Origin of the sequence: Providencia sp. PROV175, from assembly GCF_032707045.1 — a bacterium.
Classification (GTDB): domain Bacteria; phylum Pseudomonadota; class Gammaproteobacteria; order Enterobacterales; family Enterobacteriaceae; genus Providencia; species Providencia hangzhouensis.
In genome coordinates, this window is sequence record NZ_CP120533.1 from 266628 (window position 1) to 292503 (window position 25876).

25 protein-coding genes are annotated in these 25876 nt (G+C 39.9%); 12 read left to right on the plus strand and 13 right to left on the minus strand.

Features of this window, described 5'->3' with window-relative positions:
• Positions 1-307: 307 nt before the first annotated feature.
• From pstS to hemN, 11 genes are all read left to right on the plus strand, one after another.
• On the plus strand, positions 308-1351 hold the full coding sequence (gene pstS, locus P3L44_RS01185) for a phosphate ABC transporter substrate-binding protein PstS (RefSeq protein ID WP_272661833.1): 1044 nt from the start codon (positions 308-310) through the stop codon (positions 1349-1351).
• A 130-nt stretch (positions 1352-1481) separates the two neighbouring features.
• Positions 1482-2438, plus strand: coding sequence for a phosphate ABC transporter permease PstC (gene pstC / locus P3L44_RS01190; protein ID WP_004262847.1), 957 nt, complete (start codon positions 1482-1484; stop codon positions 2436-2438).
• Between the two features lies 1 nt (position 2439).
• On the plus strand, positions 2440-3321 hold the full coding sequence (gene pstA / locus P3L44_RS01195) for a phosphate ABC transporter permease PstA (protein ID WP_004266119.1): 882 nt from the start codon (positions 2440-2442) through the stop codon (positions 3319-3321).
• 38 nt (positions 3322-3359) lie between these two features.
• Positions 3360-4136, plus strand: a complete 777-nt coding sequence (gene pstB, locus P3L44_RS01200) for a phosphate ABC transporter ATP-binding protein PstB (protein WP_004262838.1) — start codon at positions 3360-3362, stop codon at positions 4134-4136.
• 13 nt (positions 4137-4149) lie between these two features.
• Positions 4150-4863: a phosphate signaling complex protein PhoU gene (gene phoU, locus P3L44_RS01205; RefSeq protein WP_036958602.1), complete on the plus strand. Its 714-nt coding sequence runs from the start codon at positions 4150-4152 to the stop codon at positions 4861-4863.
• A gap of 480 nt (positions 4864-5343) precedes the next feature.
• Positions 5344-6183 (plus strand): ABC transporter substrate-binding protein, encoded by an 840-nt coding sequence (locus tag P3L44_RS01210; protein WP_272661834.1) that lies wholly within the window; start codon positions 5344-5346, stop codon positions 6181-6183.
• A gap of 110 nt (positions 6184-6293) precedes the next feature.
• On the plus strand, positions 6294-7046 hold the full coding sequence (locus P3L44_RS01215; protein ID WP_272661835.1) for an amino acid ABC transporter permease: 753 nt from the start codon (positions 6294-6296) through the stop codon (positions 7044-7046).
• 1 nt (position 7047) lies between these two features.
• Positions 7048-7800: an amino acid ABC transporter permease gene (locus tag P3L44_RS01220; protein ID WP_272661836.1), complete on the plus strand. Its 753-nt coding sequence runs from the start codon at positions 7048-7050 to the stop codon at positions 7798-7800.
• A 186-nt stretch (positions 7801-7986) separates the two neighbouring features.
• Entirely contained in the window at positions 7987-9321 is a 1335-nt protein-coding gene (locus tag P3L44_RS01225) for an NCS2 family permease (protein ID WP_272661837.1), read from the plus strand.
• 366 nt (positions 9322-9687) lie between these two features.
• Positions 9688-10203, plus strand: a complete 516-nt coding sequence (gene yihI, locus P3L44_RS01230; RefSeq protein ID WP_140171981.1) for a Der GTPase-activating protein YihI — start codon at positions 9688-9690, stop codon at positions 10201-10203.
• Positions 10204-10535: 332 nt separating this feature from the next.
• Positions 10536-11909 (plus strand): oxygen-independent coproporphyrinogen III oxidase, encoded by a 1374-nt coding sequence (gene hemN, locus P3L44_RS01235; RefSeq protein ID WP_153673257.1) that lies wholly within the window; start codon positions 10536-10538, stop codon positions 11907-11909.
• A gap of 213 nt (positions 11910-12122) precedes the next feature.
• On the opposite strand, the gene ampC is transcribed toward hemN, so the two are convergent.
• On the minus strand, positions 12123-13265 hold the full coding sequence (gene ampC / locus P3L44_RS01240) for a class C beta-lactamase (RefSeq protein WP_226616995.1): 1143 nt from the start codon (positions 13263-13265) through the stop codon (positions 12123-12125).
• A 182-nt stretch (positions 13266-13447) separates the two neighbouring features.
• Between ampC and P3L44_RS01245 the strand changes: the two genes are divergently transcribed.
• Positions 13448-14329 (plus strand): LysR family transcriptional regulator, encoded by an 882-nt coding sequence (locus P3L44_RS01245; RefSeq protein ID WP_110592684.1) that lies wholly within the window; start codon positions 13448-13450, stop codon positions 14327-14329.
• An 84-nt stretch (positions 14330-14413) separates the two neighbouring features.
• On the opposite strand, the gene P3L44_RS01250 is transcribed toward P3L44_RS01245, so the two are convergent.
• The 12 genes from P3L44_RS01250 to glnL all read right to left on the minus strand — a co-directional run bounded on the left by P3L44_RS01250 (position 14414) and on the right by glnL (position 25770).
• A complete protein-coding gene (locus P3L44_RS01250) occupies positions 14414-14701 on the minus strand; it encodes a helix-turn-helix domain-containing protein (protein ID WP_140171983.1) in 288 nt (95 codons plus the stop codon).
• Positions 14702-14799: 98 nt separating this feature from the next.
• Positions 14800-15021 carry a helix-turn-helix domain-containing protein gene (locus P3L44_RS01255; protein WP_004266109.1) on the minus strand — a complete coding sequence of 74 codons (222 nt, stop codon included), beginning with the start codon at positions 15019-15021 and terminating at the stop codon, positions 14800-14802.
• Between the two features lie 189 nt (positions 15022-15210).
• Positions 15211-16188, minus strand: a complete 978-nt coding sequence (locus tag P3L44_RS01260) for a fimbrial protein (protein WP_272661839.1) — start codon at positions 16186-16188, stop codon at positions 15211-15213.
• A 49-nt stretch (positions 16189-16237) separates the two neighbouring features.
• Positions 16238-16465 (minus strand): helix-turn-helix domain-containing protein, encoded by a 228-nt coding sequence (locus P3L44_RS01265; protein WP_140171986.1) that lies wholly within the window; start codon positions 16463-16465, stop codon positions 16238-16240.
• A 52-nt stretch (positions 16466-16517) separates the two neighbouring features.
• Entirely contained in the window at positions 16518-17015 is a 498-nt protein-coding gene (locus P3L44_RS01270; RefSeq protein ID WP_272661840.1) for a fimbrial protein, read from the minus strand.
• A 13-nt stretch (positions 17016-17028) separates the two neighbouring features.
• Complete coding sequence (locus tag P3L44_RS01275) at positions 17029-17544, minus strand: fimbrial protein (protein ID WP_272661842.1); 516 nt, start codon at positions 17542-17544, stop codon at positions 17029-17031.
• A gap of 9 nt (positions 17545-17553) precedes the next feature.
• Entirely contained in the window at positions 17554-18534 is a 981-nt protein-coding gene (locus P3L44_RS01280) for a fimbrial protein (protein WP_272661843.1), read from the minus strand.
• A gap of 13 nt (positions 18535-18547) precedes the next feature.
• Positions 18548-21058 (minus strand): fimbria/pilus outer membrane usher protein, encoded by a 2511-nt coding sequence (locus tag P3L44_RS01285; protein ID WP_272661844.1) that lies wholly within the window; start codon positions 21056-21058, stop codon positions 18548-18550.
• Positions 21059-21084: 26 nt separating this feature from the next.
• Positions 21085-21753, minus strand: coding sequence for a molecular chaperone (locus tag P3L44_RS01290; protein ID WP_115166388.1), 669 nt, complete (start codon positions 21751-21753; stop codon positions 21085-21087).
• Positions 21754-21812: 59 nt separating this feature from the next.
• Positions 21813-22337 carry a fimbrial protein gene (locus tag P3L44_RS01295; RefSeq protein WP_094960816.1) on the minus strand — a complete coding sequence of 175 codons (525 nt, stop codon included), beginning with the start codon at positions 22335-22337 and terminating at the stop codon, positions 21813-21815.
• Positions 22338-23238: 901 nt separating this feature from the next.
• Entirely contained in the window at positions 23239-24711 is a 1473-nt protein-coding gene (gene glnG, locus P3L44_RS01300; RefSeq protein ID WP_272661845.1) for a nitrogen regulation protein NR(I), read from the minus strand.
• 9 nt (positions 24712-24720) lie between these two features.
• On the minus strand, positions 24721-25770 hold the full coding sequence (gene glnL, locus P3L44_RS01305) for a nitrogen regulation protein NR(II) (RefSeq protein ID WP_004262719.1): 1050 nt from the start codon (positions 25768-25770) through the stop codon (positions 24721-24723).
• Positions 25771-25876 lie beyond the last annotated feature (106 nt).

Below are 25876 nucleotides of genomic sequence, written 5' to 3' on the forward strand. Positions count from 1 at the left end.
CAACGCAAATTGTTTTGAGTATTATTTTATGGTTGCAGGATAAAAATATTTTTCGCTTTTATGACAGTCTGTCATTTTTCTTTTTGACGTCAGCTTTGAAATAATAGTTTTTTAACTATTTGAATTTTATAATATAAAATCTAATCCATCTTTGTTTTTGTTTCCTCGCCAGTGAAAAAATCAACAATTGTCATAAAACTGTCATAAAAACGACATGTTGTCGTAACTAAATTGTCCTATTTTTCCTACCGTGACATACACCCAACAATTTCATACTTGATTGTTTCTATACATCCCCGGAGGGATTATGAAAATGACGCGTACCACCTTAGCAAGCGTAATGGCAGCAACTTTATCTCTGACTGCAATGTCTTCTTTTGCTGCTACCAGCCTGACCGGAGCTGGCGCGACCTTTCCTGCTCCTGTTTATGCGAAGTGGGCAGATTCTTATCAGAAAGAAACAGGTAATAAAGTAAACTATCAGGGGATTGGTTCTTCTGGTGGTGTCAAACAAATTAATGCAAAAACAGTTGATTTCGGAGCTTCTGACGCCCCATTAACTGATGAAAAACTCAAAGAAGATGGCTTATTCCAGTTCCCTACGGTTATCGGTGGTGTGGTACTGGCTGTAAATGTAAAAGGCATTGAGTCTGGGCAATTGACTTTAGATGGCAACACATTAGGTGATATCTATTTAGGTAAAATCACTAAATGGAATGACCCAGCAATCGCTAAATTGAATCCAAATGTGAGTTTACCAGACCAAGCTATCGCAGTCGTTAGACGTTCTGACGGTTCGGGTACTACGTTCGTATTCACGAGCTACCTTGCTAAAGTAAGCGCAAGCTGGAAATCAGACGTTGGTGCGGGCTCTACCGTTAACTGGCCGAAAAATAGCGTAGGTGGTAAAGGGAATGATGGCGTTGCAGCTTTCGTACAGCGTCTACCAGGTTCTATCGGTTATGTTGAATATGCATACGCAAAACAGAACAACCTTGCGTATACTAAATTAATCTCCGCTGATGGCGAAGCGGTTTCACCAACGGGTGATAGCTTCAGCGCAGCAGCGAAGAAAGTGGACTGGTCTAAATCTTTTGCTCAAGATTTAACAAACCGTGATGGTGCGAATGCATGGCCGATAACCTCAACCACATTCATCTTAGTTCACAAGCAGCAAGAGAATGCGGAAAAAGGCAAAGCGGTTCTTGATTTCTTCAACTGGGCTTATGATAAAGGTGGTAAACAAGCGGAAGCACTAGATTACGCAATTTTACCTCAAGAAGTCGTGACCGCAGTACGTGCAGCATGGAAAACAGAAGTTAAAGATAGCCAAGGTAAAGCATTATTCTAGGTGAACTTAGGTTTTCTAAGTGCACTTAGGGTTGGAAATGGCGGGTAAGTGCTGAGGAACAGAGCTTACCCGCTCATCGTTGTAACGCAATCCTGTAGAAAAGAGCAGGAATGAAATGAGAACAAAGCGCATGGCCGAGAAAACAACGGCATTTAGAGCTCCCAGCAAATCAGGTGATGTGATTTTTAGTGCACTGGTAAAGATTGCCGCGCTCATCACTTTGTTAATGCTCGGAGGCATTATTATTTCCCTTATTTTTGCATCTTGGCCAAGTATGCAGAAGTTTGGGTTTTCGTTTTTGTGGACCAAAGAGTGGGATGCTCCGGCGGAAGAATTCGGTGCTCTTGTGCCTATTTATGGCACTATCGTTACATCGTTAATTGCTCTGATTATCGCAGTACCCGTTAGTTTTGGTATAGCACTATTCCTAACCGAGCTGGCTCCCAATTGGCTAAAACGTCCTCTTGGTATCGCGATTGAACTCCTTGCTGCTATCCCAAGTATCGTTTATGGGATGTGGGGGTTATTTGTCTTTGCACCTTTGTTTGCAGAGTATTTCCAAGAACCAGTTGGTAATGTGATGTCGAGTGTGCCGATTGTCGGTGAACTATTTTCAGGGCCTGCATTCGGAATCGGTATTTTAGCAGCGGGGATTATCCTCGCGATTATGATTATTCCCTATATTGCGTCAGTGATGCGCGATGTATTTGAACAAACTCCTGTGATGATGAAAGAGTCAGCCTACGGGATTGGCTGTACGACATGGGAAGTGATTTGGAATATCGTGCTGCCGTATACCCGCAATGGGGTAATCGGTGGAGTGATGTTAGGTCTTGGCCGTGCACTGGGTGAAACCATGGCGGTTACTTTCGTGATTGGTAATACTTACCAACTTGATAGCGCATCACTGTTTATGCCTGGAAACAGTATTACCTCAGCACTGGCAAATGAATTTGCGGAAGCTGAGAGCGGCTTACATACTTCGGCCTTGATGGAACTTGGACTGATCCTGTTTGTTATCACTTTTATTGTGTTAGCGATTTCCAAGTTAATGGTCATGCGTCTTGCGAAAAATGAGGGCCGTTAAAATGTCGATATCTCAACCTATCGCAGTGAATGAAAAAGAACGAGCTCGTCGTCAAGCGTGGCGTCGCCAAGTTAACAGAATGGCGCTACTTGTCTCGATGTTAACTATGGCTTTCGGCTTGTTCTGGTTAGTGTGGATTTTATTTTCTACAGTCACTAAAGGGATTGATGGCATGTCCCTCAATCTGTTTACTGAAATGACTCCACCACCTAATACGGAAGGTGGCGGGTTGGCAAATGCCATCGTAGGTAGTGGCTTATTAATCTTATGGGCGACAGTTATCGGTACGCCTTTAGGGATTTTAGCGGGAATTTATTTAGCTGAATATGGGCGTAAGTCATGGTTAGCTTCAGTCACCCGCTTTATTAATGACATTTTATTATCAGCTCCATCTATCGTTGTAGGGTTGTTTGTGTACACCATTGTGGTTGCTCAAATGCAGCACTTCTCGGGTTGGGCTGGGGTCGTGGCGCTTGCATTGCTGCAAATTCCAATTGTTATCCGAACTACTGAAAATATGTTGAAATTAGTTCCGGATAGCTTGCGTGAAGCCGCTTATGCACTTGGCACACCAAAATGGAAAATGATTTTATCTATTACGCTAAAAGCGTCTGTGTCAGGGATTATCACTGGGATCTTGCTTGCAATTGCACGTATTGCTGGGGAAACCGCACCGCTTCTGTTTACTTCACTGTCAAATCAGTTCTGGAGTACAGATATGAGCGAGCCAATTGCCAACTTACCAGTGACAATCTTCAAATTTGCAATGAGCCCATTCTCTGAATGGCAAGAGCTTGCATGGGCTGGGGTTCTGTTAATTACCTTATGTGTCCTGCTGATTAACATCATTGCACGTGTTGTTTTCGCACAGAAAAAACACTAAGCGCCAGATAAATAAAGATTTAGAGAGAAAAGCAAACCATGATTAATGCAAACGATATTGCAAATAGTAAAATTAAAGTACGTGACCTCAACTTCTATTATGGCAAGTTTCACGCACTGAAAAATATCTCTTTAGACATTGAAAAAAATAAAGTGACTGCATTTATCGGCCCATCAGGCTGTGGTAAATCGACGTTATTACGCACCTTCAATAAAATGTATGAATTGTATGGCGAGCAGCGCGCAGAAGGTGAAATTTTACTGGATGGCCAAAACATCCTGACTGATAAACAAGATATTGCGTTATTGCGCGCGAAAGTCGGAATGGTTTTCCAAAAACCAACACCATTCCCGATGTCTATTTATGACAACATTGCATTTGGTGTGCGTTTATTTGAGAAGTTATCCCGTGTGGAAATGGATGAGCGCGTGCAGTGGGCGTTAACAAAGGCGGCATTATGGAATGAAACCAAAGATAAGTTACACCAAAGTGGTTATAGCTTGTCGGGTGGCCAGCAACAGCGTCTCTGTATTGCTCGTGGTATTGCTATTCGCCCTGAGGTTTTATTGCTAGATGAACCTTGTTCCGCTCTAGACCCTATTTCAACTGGTCGAATTGAAGAACTGATTAGTGAATTAAAATCAGAATACACCGTGGTGATTGTTACCCACAATATGCAACAAGCAGCACGCTGTTCTGACTATACGGCTTTCATGTATTTAGGGGAGTTAGTCGAGTTTAACCATACTGACAAAATGTTTACTACCCCAGAAATGAAGCAAACTGAAGATTATATTACTGGCCGCTACGGTTGATATGGAGCCGACGATGGATACGCTGAATCACAACAAACATATATCGGGGCAGTTCAATGCTGAACTGGAACATATCCATACTGAATTAATGACGATGGGAGGACTGGTCGAAGAGCAGCTTACCAAAGCCATTACGGCCATGCATAATCAGGATGAAGCCCTAGCACGTGAAGTTATCGAAAATGACCATAAAGTCAATATGATGGAAGTGGCCATTGATGAAGAATGCGTTAAAATTATCGCGAAACGCCAACCAACGGCGAGTGATTTGCGCCTGATTATGGCGATTTCAAAAACGATTGCTGAGCTGGAAAGAATCGGTGATGTTGCGGACAAAATCTGTCAAACCGCATTGGAAAAATTTTCTCATCAACACCAGCCCTTGTTAGTGAGTTTGGAATCATTAGGTCGTCATACAGTACAAATGCTACATGATGTATTAGATGCGTTCGCTCGAATGGATCTTGAAGAAGCGATTCGTATCTACCGTGAAGATGAGAAAGTTGACCAAGAGTATGAGGGCATCGTACGTCAATTGATGACCTACATGATGGAAGACCCACGAACGATCCCAAGTGTATTAACAGCACTATTCTGTGCTCGTTCAATTGAGCGCATCGGTGACCGTTGCCAAAACATCTGTGAGTTTATTTTCTACTATGTGAAGGGGCAGGATTTCCGTCATGTGGGTGGGGATAGTCTTGAAAAGATGCTAACGAACAAATAAATGCTCGTCATATTTCGTACTGTGGCGGTGTTGGCTTCGCTCGGCTACTCGGGTCACATACTGGTGTATGCTCCCCGAGATATCCTTGCTTGCCGCCTAGCCACAATACGAACTATTTAGAGCATAAACGCTGGTCATATTTCGTGCTGTGGCGGTGTTGGCTTCGCTCGGTGATTCGGGGCACATACTGATGTATGCTCCCCGAAATATCCTAGCTTGGTGCCTAGCCGCAACACGAACATGGGGTTACTTCAAATTGTGGTGATACTTCATCACAAACTACCGACTTTCTTCTTGCTCAATAAGAGTCTATTGATGGTTTAACCATGTTGGGGCCTTTGTACAAAGCTTGCCCCTTTTTTGTGTGGTTTTATATTCTATTTTGTTATAAATATATTATTTAATATTATTTCAAGTGCTAAGCAATAGTTGATAGCTTGTGATGGTCGATTTACAAAAATTTACCGTCAGGGGTGTTCAATGAAAGCTCGTATTCTAACGACTGTTTTACTTACAGGTTTAGCGCTGACAGCGAATGTCGCTAGCGCAGATAAATTAGATGATATCAAACAAGCGGGTGTAATCCGCATTTCTGTGTTTGATAGCAATCCACCATTTGGCTTTGTTGACCTACAAACTAAAAAATTAGCGGGCTATGATGTGGATATCGCACAAGAAATTGCAGATAGCTTAGGGGTAAAACTTGAGCTTCGTCCCACTAACCCAGCAAACCGTATCCCACTTCTGACTTCGGGCAAAGTTGATCTGATTGGCGCTAACTTCACCATTACAGATGAACGCGCAAAACAAGTTGATTTCTCAATTCCTGATTTTGCGACAGGCCAAAAATTTATTGCCCGTAAAGGCGTATTAAAAACACCTGACGACATCAAACCACTGCGTATTGGCGCAGACAAAGGTACTGTGCAGGAAGTGACTCTGCGTGAGCGGTTCCCTGAGACTAAAGTGATTTCTTATGACGATACCCCACAAGCTTTCGCTGCACTGCGTAATGGTAACGTCCAAGCTATCACACAAGATGATGCAAAACTGGTGGGCTTATTAGGTAATTTACCTGAAAAAGTGAAAGCAGATTTTGAGATTTCCCCATTTAGCCTGACGAAAGAATACCAAGCATTGGCAGCAAGCAAAGGTGAAACGCGTTTGGTTGAAAACGTCAACGAAACACTGTTGAAACTGGAGAAAGAAGGTAAAGCCGAGGTGATCTATAACCGCTGGTTTGGGCCAGATACCAAAGCTGCACAGCCACGCGGAGACTTTAAATTCGCACCACTGAGTGAGCAACAGCCACAGTCTTAATGGGTAACGGTAAGTACTCAGTGATTTGAAGCCCCGCACTCTGTGTGGGGTTCTTGGTTATAAAGGATGAGTTTTTAATCACAAGCTGTGAAGGCAATAGGTCGTGAACAATGTTTGAAAAATTTTTAAATGGTGATTTTTGGTCTGCCCATTTCTTGGCACCGCAGTATTTAGAATGGTTTGGCTACGGCTTTTTGATCACTATTTGGATCTCGATTTGTACCATTGTTGCAGCCACTGTATTGGGTTTTATAGTTGCATCAGCAAAGGATAGCCAAATTACTCTTGTGCGTTGGGCTGTGAGTATCTACATCTCTATTTTCAGAAATACGCCTTTGTTGGTGCAGTTATTCTTTTGGTATTTCGCTTCTGGTGAAATTTTACCCTCTGCTGCAATGGAATGGCTCAATACTCCCCATGAAGTTCATTTACTTGGAATCACAGTGGGTTGGCCGTCATTTGAATTTTTAGCCGGTTTTATCGGTTTGACCCTTTATACCGTGCCGTTTATCGCTGAAGAAATTCGTGCTGGGATCCGTGGCGTTCGTCAGGGACAGAAATATGCTGCGTTTGCTTTAGGGCTAACCTCATGGCAGGCCATGAAACTGGTGGTATTACCGCAAGCCGTTAAAATCGCGATGACTCCACTACTGGGCCAATATATGAATGTGGTAAAAAATTCATCATTAACGATGGCGATAGGCGTCGCAGAATTGTCTTATGTCTCCCGCCAGGTTGATAGCCAGACACTGCAAACCTTTGCTGCATTTGGTGTGGCAACCGTTTTGTATATTGCCATTATTGCGGTAATGGAAGGTTGGGGCCAGTGGCGTCAACAGCGTAATTTGGCTCAAGGGGTATAAGATGGATTTTTCGATTATTGAGCAGAATTGGCAATATTTATTGTTTGGTACTTTTCCGGATGGGCCACTTGAAGGCGCTGCACTGACGTTAGTCATTAGTTTACTTGCCGGTGCGGTTTCTATTGTATTAGGAACATTGGGTGGAATAGCTTTAGCCATGCTGCGGGGCTTCTGGGTTAACCTATTTGCTGCGATTTTAGGTTTTTTCCGTGCAATTCCGGTCATTATGTTAATTTTTTGGACCTATTTTCTGTTGCCAATCTTATTGGGTATGGAAATTCCGGGTATTGCAACAGTCGTCTGTGCATTGGCATTAATTACTTCTGCATATTTGGCTCATGCCGTGAAAGCTGGCATTTTAGCGATAGGAGCAGGGCAGTGGCAGGCAGGGTTATCCTTGGGGTTTAGCCGCTGGCAGGTATTGTGGAATGTCGTATTGCCACAGGCCTTACGTATGATGGTTCCTTCATTTATTAACCAGTGGGTAGCATTAATTAAAGATACCTCGTTGGCTTATGTTGTTGGTGTTGCGGAGCTTTCTTTCTTAGCAACCCAAGTGAATAACCGTGAAATGGTTTATCCTCTCGAAGTTTTCTTATTCGTAGCATTTATTTATTTCGTTATGTGTTTTGCGGTAGAAATTATTGCGAATAGGGTGGCGACAAAGCTGAGTGCGCAACATCAACCTCAAAAAATGGCTGCGAAACATCGTTTATTGTTTTGGCGCCGACAAAAACTGTTAGCACTTTCCTAAATTAAAAGTGGTGGTGAAATATCCACCATTTCCTCACTCCACTATTTTGGTTTATTTTTATTATTTCATCTTGGCGTATCAGTTAGTTAGGACATTTTTGCCTCTTATAGTTTACGCAATCGTTTTCTTTTGTGATTTTTAATTGTAGTATAGGGCGAAAAAAACTTTTTTTGGGCGCAATATCTAATGAGTAATCAATCTTCTAGCTCGGCACAACCGCAGGGCTTGTTTCAGCGTGTTTTTAAATTGCAAGAGCACGGCACGACAGCACGGACAGAAGTTGTTGCAGGCTTCACCACCTTCCTAACGATGGTATATATCGTTTTTGTTAACCCTCAAATTCTCTCAGTTGCAGGCATGGATATCAAAGCTGTGTTTGTCACCACCTGTTTGATTGCGGCTATTGGTAGTATTTTGATGGGGCTGTTGGCAAATTTACCGATTGCAGTAGCACCTGCTATGGGGCTGAATGCTTTTTTTGCTTTCGTTGTAGTTGGCGCGATGGGCTATTCATGGCAAGTTGCAATGGGGGCCGTATTTTGGGGGGCAGTCGGGTTATTTATTCTGACATTATTCCGTATCCGTTATTGGATTATCGCCAATATCCCGCTTAGTCTTCGCGTCGGGATCACCAGTGGTATCGGCCTATTTATTGCGATGATGGGGCTGAAAAACTCCGGTATCATTGTCGCTAACCCAGACACGTTAGTCTCTATCGGTAATTTGACTCACCATAATGTTTGGCTGGGAGCCCTCGGGTTCTTTATTATTGCAATCTTAGCGGCTCGTAATATTCATGCCGCGGTATTAGTTTCTATCGCAGTGACCACCTTGATTGGTTTGGCTTTGGGGGATGTGAAATATTCTGGGATATTCTCAATGCCGCCAAGTATCACGAGTGTCGTGGGGCAGGTTGATTTCTCTGGTTCTTTAGATTTAGCGTTATCTGGTGTGATTTTTGCCTTTATGCTAGTCAACTTGTTTGACTCATCAGGTACCATGATTGGGGTGACTGACAAAGCGGGTATCACCAATGAACGCGGGACTTTCCCTCGAATGAAACAAGCTTTATATGTAGACAGCTTGAGTTCTGTCGCAGGTTCAGCGATGGGAACATCTTCAGTCACTGCATATATTGAAAGTTCTTCAGGTGTTTCTGTTGGTGGGCGTACAGGTTTAACCGCGATCGTCGTTGGTGTTTTATTCCTATTGACTATGTTTATCTCACCTCTTGCAGGTATGGTACCTGCTTATGCAACTGCGGGAGCCTTGATTTACGTGGGCGTGCTGATGACATCAAGCCTAACTCGCGTGAAATGGGATGACTTAACTGAGTCTGTACCCGCATTTATTACCGCAGTGATGATGCCATTTAGCTTCTCAATCACAGAAGGTATCGCACTAGGCTTTATTGCGTACTGTGCAATGAAAATTGGTACAGGCCGCTGGCGTGATTTGGGGCTGTGTGTGATTTTAGTGGCGGCGATGTTCCTACTAAAAATGGTGCTCGTCGACGCCTAATATTCGTCATACTTCAAGCTGTGGCGTTGTTGTCTTCACTCGGCTACTCGGGTCACATACTTATGTATGCTCCCCGAGGTAACCTCGATTGACGCCTAGCCACAACTTGAATTATTTAGAATATTTCTCAAGATGGCTCTCTATTTTTTTAGGTAAAACCACTTGGAAGATTAATCCCCCTTCAGATGGCTTTCCCGTCTTGTTACTTGCATGCAACTCAAATTATTTAAGGTATAATCATTAAAGTACTATTGCGAAGGCAGGGTGGAGTAAAAAATCCGCTGAAATTGCAAACTAGTGCTTTCCCCCTTTATGGGATCCTGCTAGATTTCGCAGCAGAAACTGACTTTATCAAGGTATCAGACCATGAATGCACCAAAAAAACCGGCTGCTAAGCCAAAGAAAAAATACCGTAAAACTAAAGAAGAGATAAATGCGGAAGGCCGTGAGCGTAAGCGCGAGAAAAAACATCGTGGTCATAAATCTGGTAGCCGTAACCAAGAATCTGCTTCTAACAATGCTAAAGGTGGGCAATCTACCATCACAGACCCGCGTATTGGTAGCAAAAAACCGATTCCATTAGTTGTGGATGATAACAAACCTGTAGCGCGTCCAGCGACGAAAGAAAAGCCAGTAGCTAAAGAAAAACTGACGCCAGAAAAAGAGTTGGAAATGCTAGAAAGCGATGACCGTCTAGATAGCATTTTGGCGCGTCTGGAGGATGGCGAAACTATCACGGCGCAAGAACAGCAGTATGTTGATACCTGTTTAGACCGTATTGATGAACTGATGAATATTCTCGGTATTGAATATAGCGAAGAAGAAGAGGAAGAAGACGAAGAAAAACTTGATGACATTATGCGCATCTTAAAAAGTAAATAATTTCGTTTAAAAGATCCCTCGCGCTAGCGGGGGATTTGGCTATTTTTTCTGCTAACTCACTTTTCTTTGATGTTGAATCAAGTCTCTTTTCTCTAACATATTTATACTCGTCATATTCAAAGCTGCAGCGTTGTTGACTATGTTCATTCGCACGAGTCTCATACTTATGTATACTCCTAGGGACTCATTCACTTGTCGCCTAGCTGCAACTCGAAATATTTAGAGTCTATAATGCTTATGCAGGTTATAAAATTTTCACTCTCATCGAATAACAAATTAAATAGAGTGAAGTCATCGTTATAGTTTGAGCTTTTGGTCAATTGAGGAATGTTATGTCAGAGCAAAATATTGTTTGGGATCTTTCTCTCATTCAAAAATACAATTATTCAGGGCCTCGTTATACCTCGTATCCCACAGCCTTGGAATTCAATCAAGATTATGATGAGAATGCGTTTGTTCAAGCAACACAACGTTATCCTGATCGACCTTTATCGCTCTATGTCCATATCCCTTTTTGCCATAAGCTTTGTTATTTCTGTGGCTGTAATAAATTAGTGACACGCCAAAAACATAAAGCCGATGAATATCTTAAAGTAATTGAACAGGAAATTATTCAGCGCGCAGCTTTATTAAAAGGTCGTATTGTGACCCAGATGCATTGGGGCGGTGGTACTCCGACTTACCTCGATAAAGCTCAAGTCAGCCATTTGGTTGGTTTATTGAAAAAGCATTTTCATTTTGCGGATGATGTTGAAATGTCCATCGAAGTCGACCCGCGTGAAATTGAACTGGATATGATAGATCATCTGCGCCATGAAGGGTTTAACCGCTTAAGCATGGGAGTTCAGGATTTTAATAAAGAAGTTCAGGTGCTGGTTAACCGTGAACAGGACGAAGAATTTATTTTTGCCCTAATTAAACGAGCCAAAGAAACGGGTTTTACCTCAACGAGTATTGATTTGATTTATGGTTTACCTAAACAAACTCCTGAAAGCTTTGCATTTACCTTAAAGAAAGTGGCTGAATTATCACCAGATCGCTTAAGTGTGTTTAATTACGCGCATTTGCCTAATTTATTTGCGGCGCAGCGTAAAATTAAAGATGCTGATTTACCAAGTGCAGAGCAAAAACTCGATATTCTGCAAGACACAATCGCAACCCTCACCAGAGATGGCTATCAATTTATTGGTATGGACCACTTTGCTCGCCCTGAAGATGAGCTCGCTGTGGCCCAACGAGAAGGGGTTTTACACCGTAATTTCCAAGGTTATACGACTCAAGGCGACTGTGATTTATTAGGATTAGGCGTTTCTGCGATCAGTATGTTAGGCGATAACTACGCGCAAAATCAGAAAGATTTGAAAACCTATTATGCGCAAGTTGAAGAGCAAGGCCAAGCGCTGTGGCGAGGTCTCGTCTTAACCGATGATGATTGCTTGCGCCGTGATGTTATTAAAACCTTAATCTGTAACTTCCAATTGGATTTTGCACAAATTGAAGCAATCTATCCAATTGACTTTAAATCTTATTTTAAAGAGGATTTAGAGCTATTGAAGCCAATGGCAGAAGATGGATTAGTCGAAATGACAGACAAAGGAATTAAAGTTACGCCGCAAGGGCGTTTACTTATTCGTAATATTTGTATGTGTTTTGATGTTTATTTACGTAGTCAGATGAGGCAGCGGCAGTTTTCCCGCGTTATCTAAATGCTCTTCATAATTCGTGCTGTCGCGTTGTTGTCTTTAATACTCTTCATATTTCGCGCAATAGCTGCGTTGGCCTTACTCGGCTATTCGGGTCATATACTTTTGTATACTCCCCGAGATAGCCGAATTTTGCCGCCTTGCTCTAGCACGAACTATTTTGAGTATTACTGGTTCGTTATCTGATTATTTAGAACATTGGATGTTCTGCGTGGGCTAGTGTTTCGCTTTTTCGATTAGCTGGTAGGCCGCAGTGATGCGGTCAGGGATTGGATACCATTTGTTGGATAAAATAATAATACCCACTTGGTTTTCCGGAATAAATGCCGCATAGGCGGCGAAACCATTGGTTGAACCTGTTTTATTGTAAAAAGCCTGTGTTTCAGGTGGCATTACAGGATGGATAGCTTCAACTTTTTGCGGTGTGAGCGCCATTTCATCTCGGTTACCTTGCTGTAATTGAGCAAGAGATACTGGCCACGAATAGCTTTCCCACATCATATCTTGCATAAATGAGTCGGTCATATAGAACCCAGTATGGGTGTTTTCTACGGCTTCTTGCCACGGCTTAGCGACTTTCTTCGTTTGCATATTAATATCTAAGAAGCGAATTAGATCTTTAGCATTAGATTTCAAACCATAAGATTCAGCATCTAAAATTTGTGGTGCTACACGAATGGGCTGATCGTGCTTATTATAACCTTGAGCATAATTTTTCTGTTGGTTTTTAGGAACATGAATATAGGTATGTTTTAGTCCAAGTGCAGGCAACATCAATTTTTCCATCGCTTGTTCAAATGGCATTTTGAGTTGTTTAGCGGTAACGATACCGAGTAACCCCACGCCAAGATTTGAATAAGAGCGATATTGCCCAATGGCTTTGGTCGGTTTCCAATGTTGGTAATAACAGATTAATTCCGCTGAATTAGTAATGCTATCAGGCACAAATAACGATAAACCGGAAGTGTGAGTAGCCAAGTTCATTACTGTGACTTGGTCAAAAGCAGACCCTTTTAATTCAGGAAGATAGTGGCTTACCTTTTGCGAAAAATCGAGTTTTCCTTGGTCTTGTGCATAGGCTGCGAGTGTGGCAGTAAACGTTTTAGACAAAGAACCAATCTCAAATAAAGTCTCATCACTGACAGGTACTAAGCTTTGCTTAGACTGCACACCATAGTGATAAATATAGTGTTTCCCTTCAACGGAAATTGCGACAGACATCCCTGGGATCTGTTTTTGTTCCATCAGAGGTTTAATAATGTCATCCACATCTTTTTGAGTGAACGCATTAGCGGATAGCGTGGTTAACGCCAAACTCAGTGCGACAAAAATTCGCCCCTGACGAAAAAGAGTTTTCATAGAGTTATTCCAATAAGTACAAGTTTAAGTTATTGCTAACAGGAACTGAAAGCACTTCATTGTAAATTTAAAGTGCTTTAATATAGGCTATTAGGCGGTTAAACCGCGATTGCCAAGCAGTATGCATGCTTTCGGCCATTATTTAAAACGATATAAAATTCGATGAGGTAAAAGAAAATCTTATGGCAGAAAATTATCGTCATCGGCTTCCACTCAATGCGCTTAGGGCATTCGAAGCTTCAGCGCGGCATTTAAGTTTTACACGAGCAGGAATAGAGTTGAATGTCACTCAGGCCGCTGTTAGTCAACAAGTTAGGTTGTTAGAGGAGCAGCTGGGACTAGAACTCTTTATTCGCTTACCTCGAGGGCTTGCATTAACTGATGAAGGGCTTGCATTGCTACCCGTATTGAGCCGCTCTTTTGACCAGATTGAGTCATTACTATTGCAATTTGAAGATGGCCATTATCGAGAAGCTTTAAGTATTTCAGTGGTCGGTACATTTGCTGTGGGCTGGTTATTGCCAAGATTAACCCAATTCTCGGAACTATACCCTTATATTGATTTACGCATTATGACTCATAACAATGTGGTGAATCTCGCTGCCGAAGGCGTTGATTTTGCTATTCGCTTTGGGGAGGGTTTATGGCCACTGGTTGAAAATATTCCTCTGTTTTCAACAGCTCATACTGTACTTTGTTCAGAGAAAGTCGCGAGCCAGCTCAAACATCCATTAGATTTAAAATCCCACCAGTTAATGCGTTCATATCGTAAAGATGAATGGGAAAAATGGTTTTTAGCTGCGGAGATTGAACCTTGGCGTGTCAAAGGTCCTGTATTTGATTCATCACGTTTAATGGTTGAGGCTGCGTTATTAACCGACAGTATAGCATTGGTGCCAAGTTGCATGTTTAGTCATGAATTAAGTGCTGGGGCGTTAGTTCAACCTTTTGATATATCTGTAACACTGGGTGGATATTGGTTAAGCCGTTTAAAGTCAAGAGTCATGACACCAGCGATGGCGATATTTCGTCATTGGTTGGTGGAGGAGTCTAAAAAAGAATAATAAGTCGGTGCTATACTATAAATAGAAATAGAAATAGCACCGATATTTAATTTATTGGCATATTATAATGCTCATATTTAGAGGTTAGAATACCAAAGCTTCAGCAGAGAAATAATTCTTTTTATTAACAGAGAGCTCTGTACTATTAATATCCGTAATGGTTTCAGTAAAGAAATAGGTCGGCGAAACATTAAATATTTGTGCCAATTGGTAAATGGTATCGACATGAATATTAACCTCACCATTTTCATAGCGTGATTGATGTTGTTGGCTAATACCTAATAACATGCTTAATTCTTTACCACTCATTCCGTGACTTTCTCTTAATGACCTTATTTTTAAACCGACAGATTTAGATATTTTTCGTTTCATAATGTTCTCTCTAACTTATTTAATATTGTAATGTGAATATAATTAAATATTATTAATGTAATTTGTTTTTCTAGTGTTATGTATTATTACTTAATTTATTAAATATCAATAGATTGAAAAAATGATTGAATATCAATCTCAAAATACGTTGCATACTGGAACAGTCTATCTAACGTTATTCTATTTATACCTCTTTCATATCGTGATTGCTGTTGTGGGCTGATGCCAATAACCTCTGATAGTTCATTAATTGAAAGCCCATTCGTTTTTCGATAAAAAAGTATTTTTTTACCAATTAGGTGAGATGTTGAATAAGACATATATACTCCTATAATTATATTTTTTATTTCTAACTAAACACGATGAAAGATTACCTCTCTATCTTAACCATTTTAATAAAATAGTAAATTTGCTATTTATCAATTGTTCGATGATATTTTTCGATGTTAGCAATAAAAATCAAATTGTAGGTAAATTAACCTCTTTTTATGATTGATGTTGAGTGTTATTTATTCATATCTTATATTAACTGACGCTGTTGAATTTGCGGCTCCTGCGGTTATGTTATTAGCAGTTTTAATATATCGAGCTTTCCAGTTAAAAATATAATCGCCACCTGCCACATTATTTTGCAACGTGAACTTTGAATTAAGCTTTATCGGGTTATTGTTTCTATCTAATAATTGAATGGCGACTCCGCTCGCTTGCCCTTGTCCAGACAATTTAATCTTCCCTGTATTAGTATCAACATATCCAGCACTACTTGTCACTGTCACTTTTAGATTAGTGCCTGCAGCACAGCTTAATGTAATGGGTATATTGACACTATCGCTAGTAGAGCCAATAGCTTTAAACTGAGTATCATACCAAGTCCCTAAGTTAACGTTGTAACTTGTCGCTTTTGTTGAGCACTTTAATACATTAATTTTGATAGCACCTGCTGGAATATTCAGCGATGTTAAATTCCACGTACTGTTATGTGGTGCAGGGTTACGCTGTGTTAGTCTTCCCACATGCCCTGCCTTTAAATTTCCGCCCTGTGTGACTTGCCCTGTTTTTTTTATGGTAATCGTCCAATATGGGTTAGCAATAGTCCAAGCGGCTGGGTTAGCTGCTGTTGGTGGTCCATAACGTGTATTTAAAAAACCGATATTGGTTGCTTTCACTTGAATGCTGATGCCCGGTATATTACTGGCTGCAATTTTATTGCCGTTTGGTACCCAACCATTGACATAGTCAGCGTGTAAGTAGGCATCACCACATTGACCATTACTTTTTGGGCCTGAATATGTATTGACTTGTGAGCCTTTAAAATTGACCTGAATAGTGGCTAAATCGCGAGCTCCTGTATCATCATATTGCAATGAATATGTTCTTGTTGGTACATTAACCACAACATTTCGTAAGTTCGGGTTTTGAATACAGGCCGCTTGTATATATCCAGGAAACGTAACGATAGCACTAAATATTAAGAGTATGTTTTTCATTTTCATTCTTGATCAAATAGTTAGTGTTTTATTTTTAAATTTAGTTTAATTATCTATTGTTAAATACAAAGAAATCAATAATGTTAATGTCAAATATTTTTGCATATTGATAGAGCCTATCAACATTAATTCGATTAATACCTCGCTCATATCGTGATTGCTGTTGTTCACTTACTCCTACTACTTTAGATAAATTCTCTAATGTCATTCCTTTCATTTTTCGGTAATAAGTAATTTTATTTCCAATTATTTTTGAAATAGGGTAGTGGCTAGGCATATAATTATCTCCTATTAAGATTTGTGTGATTATAATAAGAAATTATATTTAATTATTGATAAGTAAATGTAAATTCTAAATGGCTTTTAAATGAGCCTGCAATCATACCATTTCCATATCCCGAAACTCTTGCAGACAGAGGAATTTCAACATTTCGTGTTTGTGTATTAACATTCGCAGTAATTGTATCACCATTTTTAATGGTTGTTTTATTCACTGTGTTGGCTAAATTCAGCGCCACATTTTTTGCTGTACCATTATTAATAAAATGTTCCGTTACTGTTGAGTCTGGTGTACCGGATATTTTCATTACAGCTATGGTGGTACCGACAGGGCAATTTTTCAACTTAACTGAAAAATCAACCCACGGAGATTTTTGCGTATCTTTGATATTCCAAATATTAATTTTTTTCAAATCGATTAAATAATTATTTTTTTCAACCTCACAAGGAGCAGCAATAACGATGCCATGCACTTTAATATTTGCTGTTAGCCCAAAAGCGGTTAAAGAGCAGCTCATGATTGATAGTAATAGAATTAACTGTCTCATATTATTCTCTCTTTTATAAATAGGTAATTGTTGCCGTAATATTGGCGGAAATAGTTCCCGGAGTGGCATTACCTAATGAGCTAAAGGCACGTGTGCGTAATGGAATATTAATATTCGCTTGCCCATTTGTCGGAACTTGTAATACTTTTTGGTTACCTAATGCAGTTGTTCCATTACCATTTTGTAGTTGTACGGCTAGGTTTTTAGCTGTGCCTTGGTTTTTGTATAAACTTGCTACATCTGCGGTATCCGCTGTTCCTGTAAACGTCAGTTTTACTTGATTAATAAAAGATGAACAATTATTTAGGCTAATATTAAATGTGTTCCAGTTAGAACCTGAACTCGCATTACGAAATACATCAGCAGAAATATTTTTCAGGTCAATATCAATATTATTCCCACCGGTAATATTGCAAGTTGCGGCTCGAATATTTCCGGTAAAGTTCAATGTCACTGTGCTAGCAGCAAATAAATTTCCGCTGAATATTAAGCTACTAAGTAAAAGTAAATTTTTAGATATATTTTTCATTTTTTATTCCTACTCATAGCGAATATTTACAGTCGCGGAGGCATTCGCTGTACCCGGCGTGATGTTATTTGCCGTTTTGATATAGCGAGCTTTCCAATTAAACATATAATCACCAGCTGGGACATTATTTTGCAGGCTGTTCTTGGTATTCAGCTTGATTGGATTATTATTTTTATCCAATAATTGTATTGCGACACCAGTAGCACTATTAGCTCCTGTTAGCCCTAATTTTCCGGTTGCGGTATCTTCATATTTAGAACTTGTCACTGTCGCTTTAATATTGGTGCCAGCTGCACAAGTTAATGTAATTGGAATATCAACCGGTGTGCTGGTTGAGCCTATATTGGGAAATTGCGTATCATACCAATCCCTCATATTAATATTGTAAGTTGACTGATTATTCTTTAATGAACAGCTAAGCACATTAATACGAATCGCATTAGCTGGCATATTTAGTGTTGTTAAATTCCATGTACTACCAGGTGTATTGTTTGTTTGAGTTAAGCGAGCTACCAAACCAGAGCGAATTGAATTTGAAGTGGTCACTTGGCCTGTTTTTTTGATAGTGACAATCCAAAACACATTATGTATTTCCCATGGATTTCTTGTTGGGTCTGGGATTGAGGGCCCCCAGACTGCATTAAAATCACCAATCGAAGCAGCTTGTACGCTGAGACCGATACCGGGTATGTTACTTGGCGCAATCTGATTAGTAGGAACCCAGTTATTAATAAAGTTACCGGGAAGATATGAAGTACCGCAGGTTGTGCCATCTAAATAAGTTTTTGTAGATCCTGATAAATAACGAATACTAAACTGACCGAGATTTCTCGAGGTCAAATCATCATACTGAATATTATACGTTGCTGATGGAATATTGACCTGAATATTATTAAAGTTAGGGTTTTGTGTACAAGCTGCATTAGCATATCCTGAGTATAAATATATACAACTCACTGCAAATATTGATTTATAAATTAAATTTTTCATTATTTACTCCTTATTATCGGCAAACAGCGGTTGTTTTATATAACCCCATATAATTCGATATACCTGCTAAGTTATAATTTACTTGGCATTGTTGTTTATCGTTATATTGAATAATAAAATTGCCATTTTCAGCTAAGCCAGATAAATAAATTTCACCATCATTGCCCACTATATTATTTAGCTGTGGGTTATCTTTAAATATCGCCTGAGCACCAAAAGGTACGGGGTTACCATCAGCAAAAGTTAATATCATGATGGCACGATACCCGACATTCGCCGCAAAACTAGCTTTCACCAGAGCACCGCGACTTGGAGCAACACTTTGGCTGGTTAACTCCATTTCTGTATTTTCAGGTAGTTCAGAGGTGTCAATATCAATCACATTTTTACGATAAGCAGTGACATAAGGTACGAGCGCATAACCTTGGTTATTAGTAACAACCCCAGCTTGGTTTAAAATGGGAACATCAGCTGCATCTGGGACTTCAACAATCGCCGCGGTTTCGCCTAATTGCTGGCCAAGAACTAGGCCGCCAGAGTGAGCCACTAAGCTACCATTCACCCCGTAATAAAGGTTATAGTTGTCTTTGCTATAGCCAGTGCCGCCTGAAACTTCACCATATTGGCCTTTATAAGAGGCGTTCATATTGCCGCTCGTACCTTGTTCTTGAGTGGTGAAACCCTGCTGCATACTCCAATTTAAGCGGTTATTGAGTTGTGAAGCGGAAAGCCCAATGCTGCCTGTGCTTGGGCCGTTGCTGCTACTATTACTGTTAAAGTTGTAATAGAAGGTGTTATCAAACACGGTAAATGGCACACTGACCGAAAACGCTAATTGATGGTCATCTTCACTTTTCGTGCGGCTACCGGAAGTGTATGAGTAGCTATTGGTATTTTTGTTATAGGTATAATTCAAACTATAACTGATGCCTTGCCAGCTGTTGTTGTAACCCACGGTAGCAGATTGTGTTTTACGGTCACTATTCCAGTAGTCTTCATTGATGTAGCCGACAGAGATTGAACCAAAGTTATCCCCTAAGTTTTGGCTGAGGGTGATCTCACCGCGATTACGGCGGCGTTCAATTTCAGGGATATAGTTTGTATTTCTATAACCATCAAAGACTTCCGCTAAACTATAAAAACCTTTAGTGGAATAGCGGTAACCCGCTAATGCGATATTCGTACCAATATCGTTGATATTTTTGTTATAGCGGAAGCGGTATGATTGACCTTTCTCCTTAACATCATTACTTAGCGTTGAATTTGCATGAGTAACGTCAATGGATAATGCACCAAATCGCCCAAGGTTTTGGCCTGCACCGATTGAGTAAGATTGGTAATGCTCACTCACTTGGCTACCACCATAAGCGGTAATACCATATGGTAGACCATAGATTAAGGTAAATTGGCCAAATTTTGTTTTATCAATGCTACTGTCATAAGCGCGGTATTCCCCGCCCGTTACGCTATAAGAAAAATATCCTTCACGTTGCAATACAGGTAATGAAGCAAAAGGAACAATTTGATATTGCTCGCTACCGTTGGATTCTTTGATGGTGACATGCAAATCTCCGCTTCCCCCTGTTGGATATAAGTCATTGATTTCAAAAGGGCCCGCAGCCACCTCGGTTTGGTAGATAATGTAACCATTTTGGCGGATCGTCACCTGTGCGTTGCTACGAGCAATCCCACGTACAACGGGTGCATATCCGCGCAAACTTTCAGGGGACATATCATCATCTGTCGCAAGCTGAGCACCCCGAAATGGCACGCTATCAAAAACCATCGAAGGTGAGACACTATCCCCCAAGGTCAACTGACTTTTGATGCTATTAATACCGCGTGATGCGTAGGTATAGATGGTATCCCATTTACCGGATTGGTCGGTACTACTTGACCATGTTGTGTAATTGCGTAGCCGCCATGCTCCAATATTTAAGCCAGGTCTTAAATTTACATAATGGGATGTGTTATCCGAACCACTACTTTTACGATCGTAATTTTTAGAGCCGTTATAGCTATAATTTAATAGCAGTGCGTTGATGCCATTATCGATATTGGCTAAGTCAACGTAACCCCTTGGGTTTCTATCCAATGCGATTTGGGGGATGCTTAAATATAAACGTTGAGAATCAAACTCAAAATTACTTGTGGCATCAGGAATCGCTGCAAGGTTTACACAGTGACTTCCTGCGGTTTGTAACTCAGGGTATTCCGCTGTTTTGATACCAAACTCTTTAATATCAGCAAGTGATAAACATGGAACTAATTGGTTACGGCTATTTTTTTCAAATTTAAGATTTTTAGCACCAATTAAGTTGGTGTTGACATAAATATCAACATAGTAGTCACCGGCTAATTGCTCATTATTCTCGAACTGTGACAAATCAACCGAATCTTTATTCGGTAGCTCTAAAAAGTCAGGATCAAAGTAGACATTATTTTCTGTTTTTTCTTCAGCATATAGCGATGCGGTATAGCCTAAATATAATAGTAGGCCTAGAGATATTTTATTTATTTTCATGATAAAGCCCAACTTATTTTATAGTTTTATATTTTCTTTTCGAGTGCTTCTGGTGCTGCACCATAATCATTAATAACTTCCCATTTAATTGTTCCATTAGTATTTGAGTTATTAACCTCGAAAGTCGCACTTGAGAAAGGTGCAGCATAAGAAACATCATTAGCCTTTGTTCCGTTAAAGCTGATGCTCTGGAAATTCATAAAATAAGGTGTTGGGTTTTTAACCGTAATTTTATTTCCAGATTTAGACCACACTAATTTTTTTTGCTCTTCAATAAAATTAACATCTTTTAATGCTTTAGGGCGATAAATTAATTTCATTTGTGTTTTAAAGGCAATTTGTAATGAGTTTTCTGTTCTTTCTGTTGCTGGAATAGTTTTTATATTTAACCAGAACAATGATTCTCTATCATTAGGTAATTTATTTTCTGTTAAAAATATTCTAAGCGCATTAGTTCTATCTGCATTTAGCCTAAATAATGGTGGTGTGATAGAAAAATCAGACTGTTTTTTTTCATCTATATTATCTATCCAAGATTGAATCAAATAAGGGATTTTATCTGGATTTTCTACGCTGATGCTGACATCTTTGTTTCCCTCATTATAAATAACACGGGTTCCACCAATAATAACACCAGCATTCGCAGTATTTATTAGTGCAAGTAAGGAAATGAAAATATAGATAATAGATTTCATAATACCACCATTGATTATTATTAGATAAGGCTTAAGTCCTTTTAAACCTTATTTATTACTTAGTTATAATTGATTGTGAAAGTTGCTGTCGCATTTGCAGGACCAGGAGTCACTGTGTCAGACTTAGCAATATAACGTGCTCTGAAATCTAAATTATTTTCCACATTTTGTTGTAATGGATATGCTTTAGAGGCAGTAAATAATGGAACAATTTTATTCGTATCATCAGTAATTTGAATTCCAACGCCAGTTGCAACGCCAGTTTCTTCTTTTAATTTAATAACTTCATCATCACCAATATAAGAATCAGCATCAAATTTTACTGAAGCCGTTGTTACTGTAGCAGGGCAATTAATTAATTTGATCGTAAATTTAGTTGCTGCCGCTGTACTTCCTGCGTTTGGTAATGCTTTTTTAGATACTTGTCCTAAGTTTACTTTTAGTGCATCAGAGCCAGCTGCTAATTCGCATGCTTGGTCGATGATTTCACCGGTAAAGTCGATAGTACCATCTGCAGCTAATGCATTATTAACAGCAAAGATTGAGGTTGCAGCAATTAATGATGCAAGTAAGTTCTTTTTCATTTGTTTTTCTCCAAAAGATAATTATTTATTTTTATTGAGTAGGTGGAATTACCAATTACTCAATTGGAGAGTATTTTGAAACTATTTTTTAAAATAAACAAGTTTTGTCAAATTTTGTAAAATATAATTAAATTTTAATGTATTTAATTTTTTTAATTAAGTTAACACTGTATGGGAGAGTAATTGAAGCTCTATTTTATCTTAAGGTAAATATATTTTTAGGTGGGATTTTTACTAAAGTGAAATAACGATATAAAACTAAGAATAATTATAAAGTAGGAGATAAGTTTAATTTATCTCTCATATAGTGATTATTTGGGGTTATAAGACTTTGACACGTCAGACCACATTTGGAGAATGTTTAATTTGTACTATCGTAAAACGAAATAATAGTGTGACTATCGAATTTCGTAGGTCTAAATGTGCTATTTATTTCATTTTTTGAATAAAGAAAGGGTATTGTCATTCAGAAAATGAATGAAAACAGTTAAGTCATTAATCTCGGCTTTCAGAAAATATTAAATTGCCCTTTGAATATTTTCGGTTAAATTCAATTGAGTAGCCTTAATCTTCATTAATTATGCTAAGGCTACATAAGAAGTTTCTTATTTATAGATACGTTTAAGCTACAGTGTTCATTGTTATAAAATTCCTATAAACGACATTATTCTTGTATTAATGCTACTTGTATAAATTGAAATTCTGTTCAGGTGATAATAGGCTTTCTGCCTGCAATATCTTTTTTTTATTTTGTTTATTATTCATTGTATTAATCGGTGTTGGGATAGCAAAGTCAATAATTAACTCTTGAATATCAAGGTCGAATTATTTAATATTAAGATAAGTATGAAGTAATAAATTACTTCGTACATTATCTTAATATGATGGTGAATATTTGAAGCTATTCAATTCCTAATTCTTTTAATTTGCGAGTTAACGTATTTCTTCCCCAGCCTAATAAACGGGCGGCTTCTTGTTTATGGCCATTGGTGTATTTTAACGCGCAATTTAGCATTGTACGCTCAAGTAAGGGGATGGTTTGAGAAAAAAGGTCTTCTTTACCGTCCATTAATGCGTTATCAGTCCACTCTTCAAGTAATTCAAACCACTGAGCTGCAGAAATAGGATTTTGTGATGACAATGATTGTGTTGGCATGGAATCAGCTTGCGATGATTTTACCACTGCATTTTGTTGTGGATGCTCTTCAAGTAAATCATCGGGCAAATCTTGCGGTAAAATTTCTTGGCTTGCTGCCATCACGGTTAACCAACGGCAGACATTCTCCAATTGGCGAACGTTACCTGACCAATAATAGCGCTGAAGAATTTTTTCGCTGTCAGGGTGGAGAACTTTAGCTTCGACACCGAGTTCTTTTGCCGTATTTTGTAGAAAATAATCGGCGAGACGTGGGATATCTTCAGTGCGTTCACGTAGCGGTGGTAATTGTACTCGAATGACATTTAATCGGTGAAATAAGTCTTCGCGAAATAAGCCTTCTTTAACTCGTTTTTCAAGATCTTGGTGGGTCGCTGCAATAATCCGTACATCCACATTGACTGGGGTATAACCCCCAATACGATAGAATTGGCCTTCAGCCAGAACACGTAACAAGCGAGTTTGTACATCAAGGGGCATATCGCCGATTTCATCTAAAAACAATGACCCATGGTTAGCTTGTTCAAATCGGCCCTGACGTACTTGGGTCGCCCCAGTAAATGCGCCTTTTTCGTGGCCAAATAGCTCAGATTCAATTAAGTCTTTGGGAATAGCCGCCATATTTAATGCAATAAAAGGGGCGTCGGCACGAGGGCTGTGTTGATGTAACGCGTGGGCAACCAGCTCTTTTCCCGTTCCTGACTCACCATTAATAAGCACACTAATAGATGAACGCGATAAACGGCCAATAATGCGATAAACCTCTTGCATCGCTGGTGCTTCCCCGATCATGGTCGAAGAGACTGTAGGGGCAGGCTGCTTAGCTTCACGGCTAGTATGGTTTTGTTCACGGCTATGATTCAGAGCACGTTCGACTAATGCGACGGTTTCATCAATATCGAAAGGCTTTGGTAAGTAATCAAATGCTCCTGATTGGTAGGCATTTACGGCAGCATCAAGGTCAGAGTGTGCTGTCATAATAATAATTGGCAGAAGCGGGTGTGATTGCTTGATGGTATTCAGAAGCTCAATACCATTTGTGCCTGGCATACGGATATCAGATAACAACACATCAGGGAGTGAATTTTCTAATGCGGCGAGTACAGCATCCGCACTGTCAAAGCAGGTGCAAGCGAATTTTGCATTATCTAATGCACGATCAAGTACCCAACGGATGGAACTATCATCATCAACCACCCAAATTTTTCCCTGCGTCATGGTTATCTCCTATTTCTTAATTGGTAGATAAATGGAAAACTCAGTGTGGCCTGGCCAACTGGTAAATTCGATTTTTCCTGCGTGTTGGTCAACTAAACTGCGAGCAATCGATAGGCCAAGCCCTGTGCCATCAGGCCGTCCGCTCACCATGGGATAAAACAATGTATCCTGAATTGCCAATGGAATACCAGGGCCGTTATCTTCAATATCAATACGTGCAGCTAATCGATAACGTTCACCTTGTAGTGTGACTTGAAAAGCCGTTCGTGTACGCAAAGTGATATAGCCTCCCGTTTCGGCGAGGGCTTGCAATGCATTTCGGGTGATATTTAGCAGCACTTGCTCGATTTGGTCTGGGTAATACTCTAATTCGGGCAGGCTTGGGTCATAGTCACGAATTAGTGTTACATTATCGGGCTTTTCTAATGACACCAACCGCGTTACATTTTCCATAATATGATGAATACTTTGCTGTGTTTTCGGCCCCGGATATTGAGGGCCAAGTAGCCGATCAACCAATGCTCGCAAGCGGTCGGCCTGTTCGATAATCACTTGAGTATATTCATTTAATTGTGGGTCAGGCAACGCTTTAGATAGCAATTGCGCAGCGCCTCGCAAACCTCCGAGAGGGTTTTTGATTTCGTGAGCAAGTCCACGGATCAGTTCGCGGGCAGCCAATTGCTGGGCATTCTGTGCGAGTTCTTGGCTCAAACGCCGTTGGCTATCTAATTGTGAAAGCTCAACTAAAATAAATTGCTCTGAAAAAGGCTGTGCGCTGAACGACATCACATGGGAATGGTTATTAAAGACCAAGGTAACTTCATTTTCGGTAAAACTGTGACCGTCTTTTAAACTATTAAGCATGAGTTCATCATTGAGCGAACAATAGCTGAATAGTAGAGGTAGTGGTGTACCGTATAGCTTGCGCTGGCTTTGGGTTAAGATCTGGAGTGCAGCATGGTTGGCGTAATGGATAACCAAGTCGTAATCCAAAATTAGCACGCTATTAATGAGTGAGTCGAGAATATGTTCCGGTGCTGGCAAATGTTCGGTTTTCATGTAATGTTGCTCCTGCACTATTTTGGTGCATTATACCTGATAGACCAAACAACCGATATTTGATTTTTGTTGCGTAAATGCGCTAGAGAGAAAAGGCCCCATCAAA

Coding starts and splice junctions, on each gene's coding strand:
- P3L44_RS01210 (WP_272661834.1), top strand. CDS start 5,344: ATGAAAGCTCGTATTCTAACGACTGTTTTACTTACAGGTTTAGCGCTG.
- P3L44_RS01290 (WP_115166388.1), bottom strand. CDS start 21,753: ATGAAATCTATTATCTATATTTTCATTTCCTTACTTGCACTAATAAAT.
- P3L44_RS01270 (WP_272661840.1), bottom strand. CDS start 17,015: ATGAGACAGTTAATTCTATTACTATCAATCATGAGCTGCTCTTTAACC.
- pstB (WP_004262838.1), top strand. CDS start 3,360: ATGATTAATGCAAACGATATTGCAAATAGTAAAATTAAAGTACGTGAC.
- pstC (WP_004262847.1), top strand. CDS start 1,482: ATGGCCGAGAAAACAACGGCATTTAGAGCTCCCAGCAAATCAGGTGAT.
- P3L44_RS01225 (WP_272661837.1), top strand. CDS start 7,987: ATGAGTAATCAATCTTCTAGCTCGGCACAACCGCAGGGCTTGTTTCAG.
- P3L44_RS01255 (WP_004266109.1), bottom strand. CDS start 15,021: ATGTCTTATTCAACATCTCACCTAATTGGTAAAAAAATACTTTTTTAT.
- P3L44_RS01275 (WP_272661842.1), bottom strand. CDS start 17,544: ATGAAAAATATATCTAAAAATTTACTTTTACTTAGTAGCTTAATATTC.
- P3L44_RS01250 (WP_140171983.1), bottom strand. CDS start 14,701: ATGAAACGAAAAATATCTAAATCTGTCGGTTTAAAAATAAGGTCATTA.
- P3L44_RS01295 (WP_094960816.1), bottom strand. CDS start 22,337: ATGAAAAAGAACTTACTTGCATCATTAATTGCTGCAACCTCAATCTTT.
- phoU (WP_036958602.1), top strand. CDS start 4,150: ATGGATACGCTGAATCACAACAAACATATATCGGGGCAGTTCAATGCT.
- P3L44_RS01265 (WP_140171986.1), bottom strand. CDS start 16,465: ATGCCTAGCCACTACCCTATTTCAAAAATAATTGGAAATAAAATTACT.
- pstA (WP_004266119.1), top strand. CDS start 2,440: ATGTCGATATCTCAACCTATCGCAGTGAATGAAAAAGAACGAGCTCGT.
- P3L44_RS01215 (WP_272661835.1), top strand. CDS start 6,294: ATGTTTGAAAAATTTTTAAATGGTGATTTTTGGTCTGCCCATTTCTTG.
- ampC (WP_226616995.1), bottom strand. CDS start 13,265: ATGAAAACTCTTTTTCGTCAGGGGCGAATTTTTGTCGCACTGAGTTTG.
- hemN (WP_153673257.1), top strand. CDS start 10,536: ATGTCAGAGCAAAATATTGTTTGGGATCTTTCTCTCATTCAAAAATAC.
- P3L44_RS01260 (WP_272661839.1), bottom strand. CDS start 16,188: ATGAAAAACATACTCTTAATATTTAGTGCTATCGTTACGTTTCCTGGA.
- P3L44_RS01220 (WP_272661836.1), top strand. CDS start 7,048: ATGGATTTTTCGATTATTGAGCAGAATTGGCAATATTTATTGTTTGGT.
- P3L44_RS01280 (WP_272661843.1), bottom strand. CDS start 18,534: ATGAAAAATTTAATTTATAAATCAATATTTGCAGTGAGTTGTATATAT.
- yihI (WP_140171981.1), top strand. CDS start 9,688: ATGAATGCACCAAAAAAACCGGCTGCTAAGCCAAAGAAAAAATACCGT.
- P3L44_RS01245 (WP_110592684.1), top strand. CDS start 13,448: ATGGCAGAAAATTATCGTCATCGGCTTCCACTCAATGCGCTTAGGGCA.
- glnG (WP_272661845.1), bottom strand. CDS start 24,711: ATGACGCAGGGAAAAATTTGGGTGGTTGATGATGATAGTTCCATCCGT.
- P3L44_RS01285 (WP_272661844.1), bottom strand. CDS start 21,058: ATGAAAATAAATAAAATATCTCTAGGCCTACTATTATATTTAGGCTAT.
- glnL (WP_004262719.1), bottom strand. CDS start 25,770: ATGAAAACCGAACATTTGCCAGCACCGGAACATATTCTCGACTCACTC.
- pstS (WP_272661833.1), top strand. CDS start 308: ATGAAAATGACGCGTACCACCTTAGCAAGCGTAATGGCAGCAACTTTA.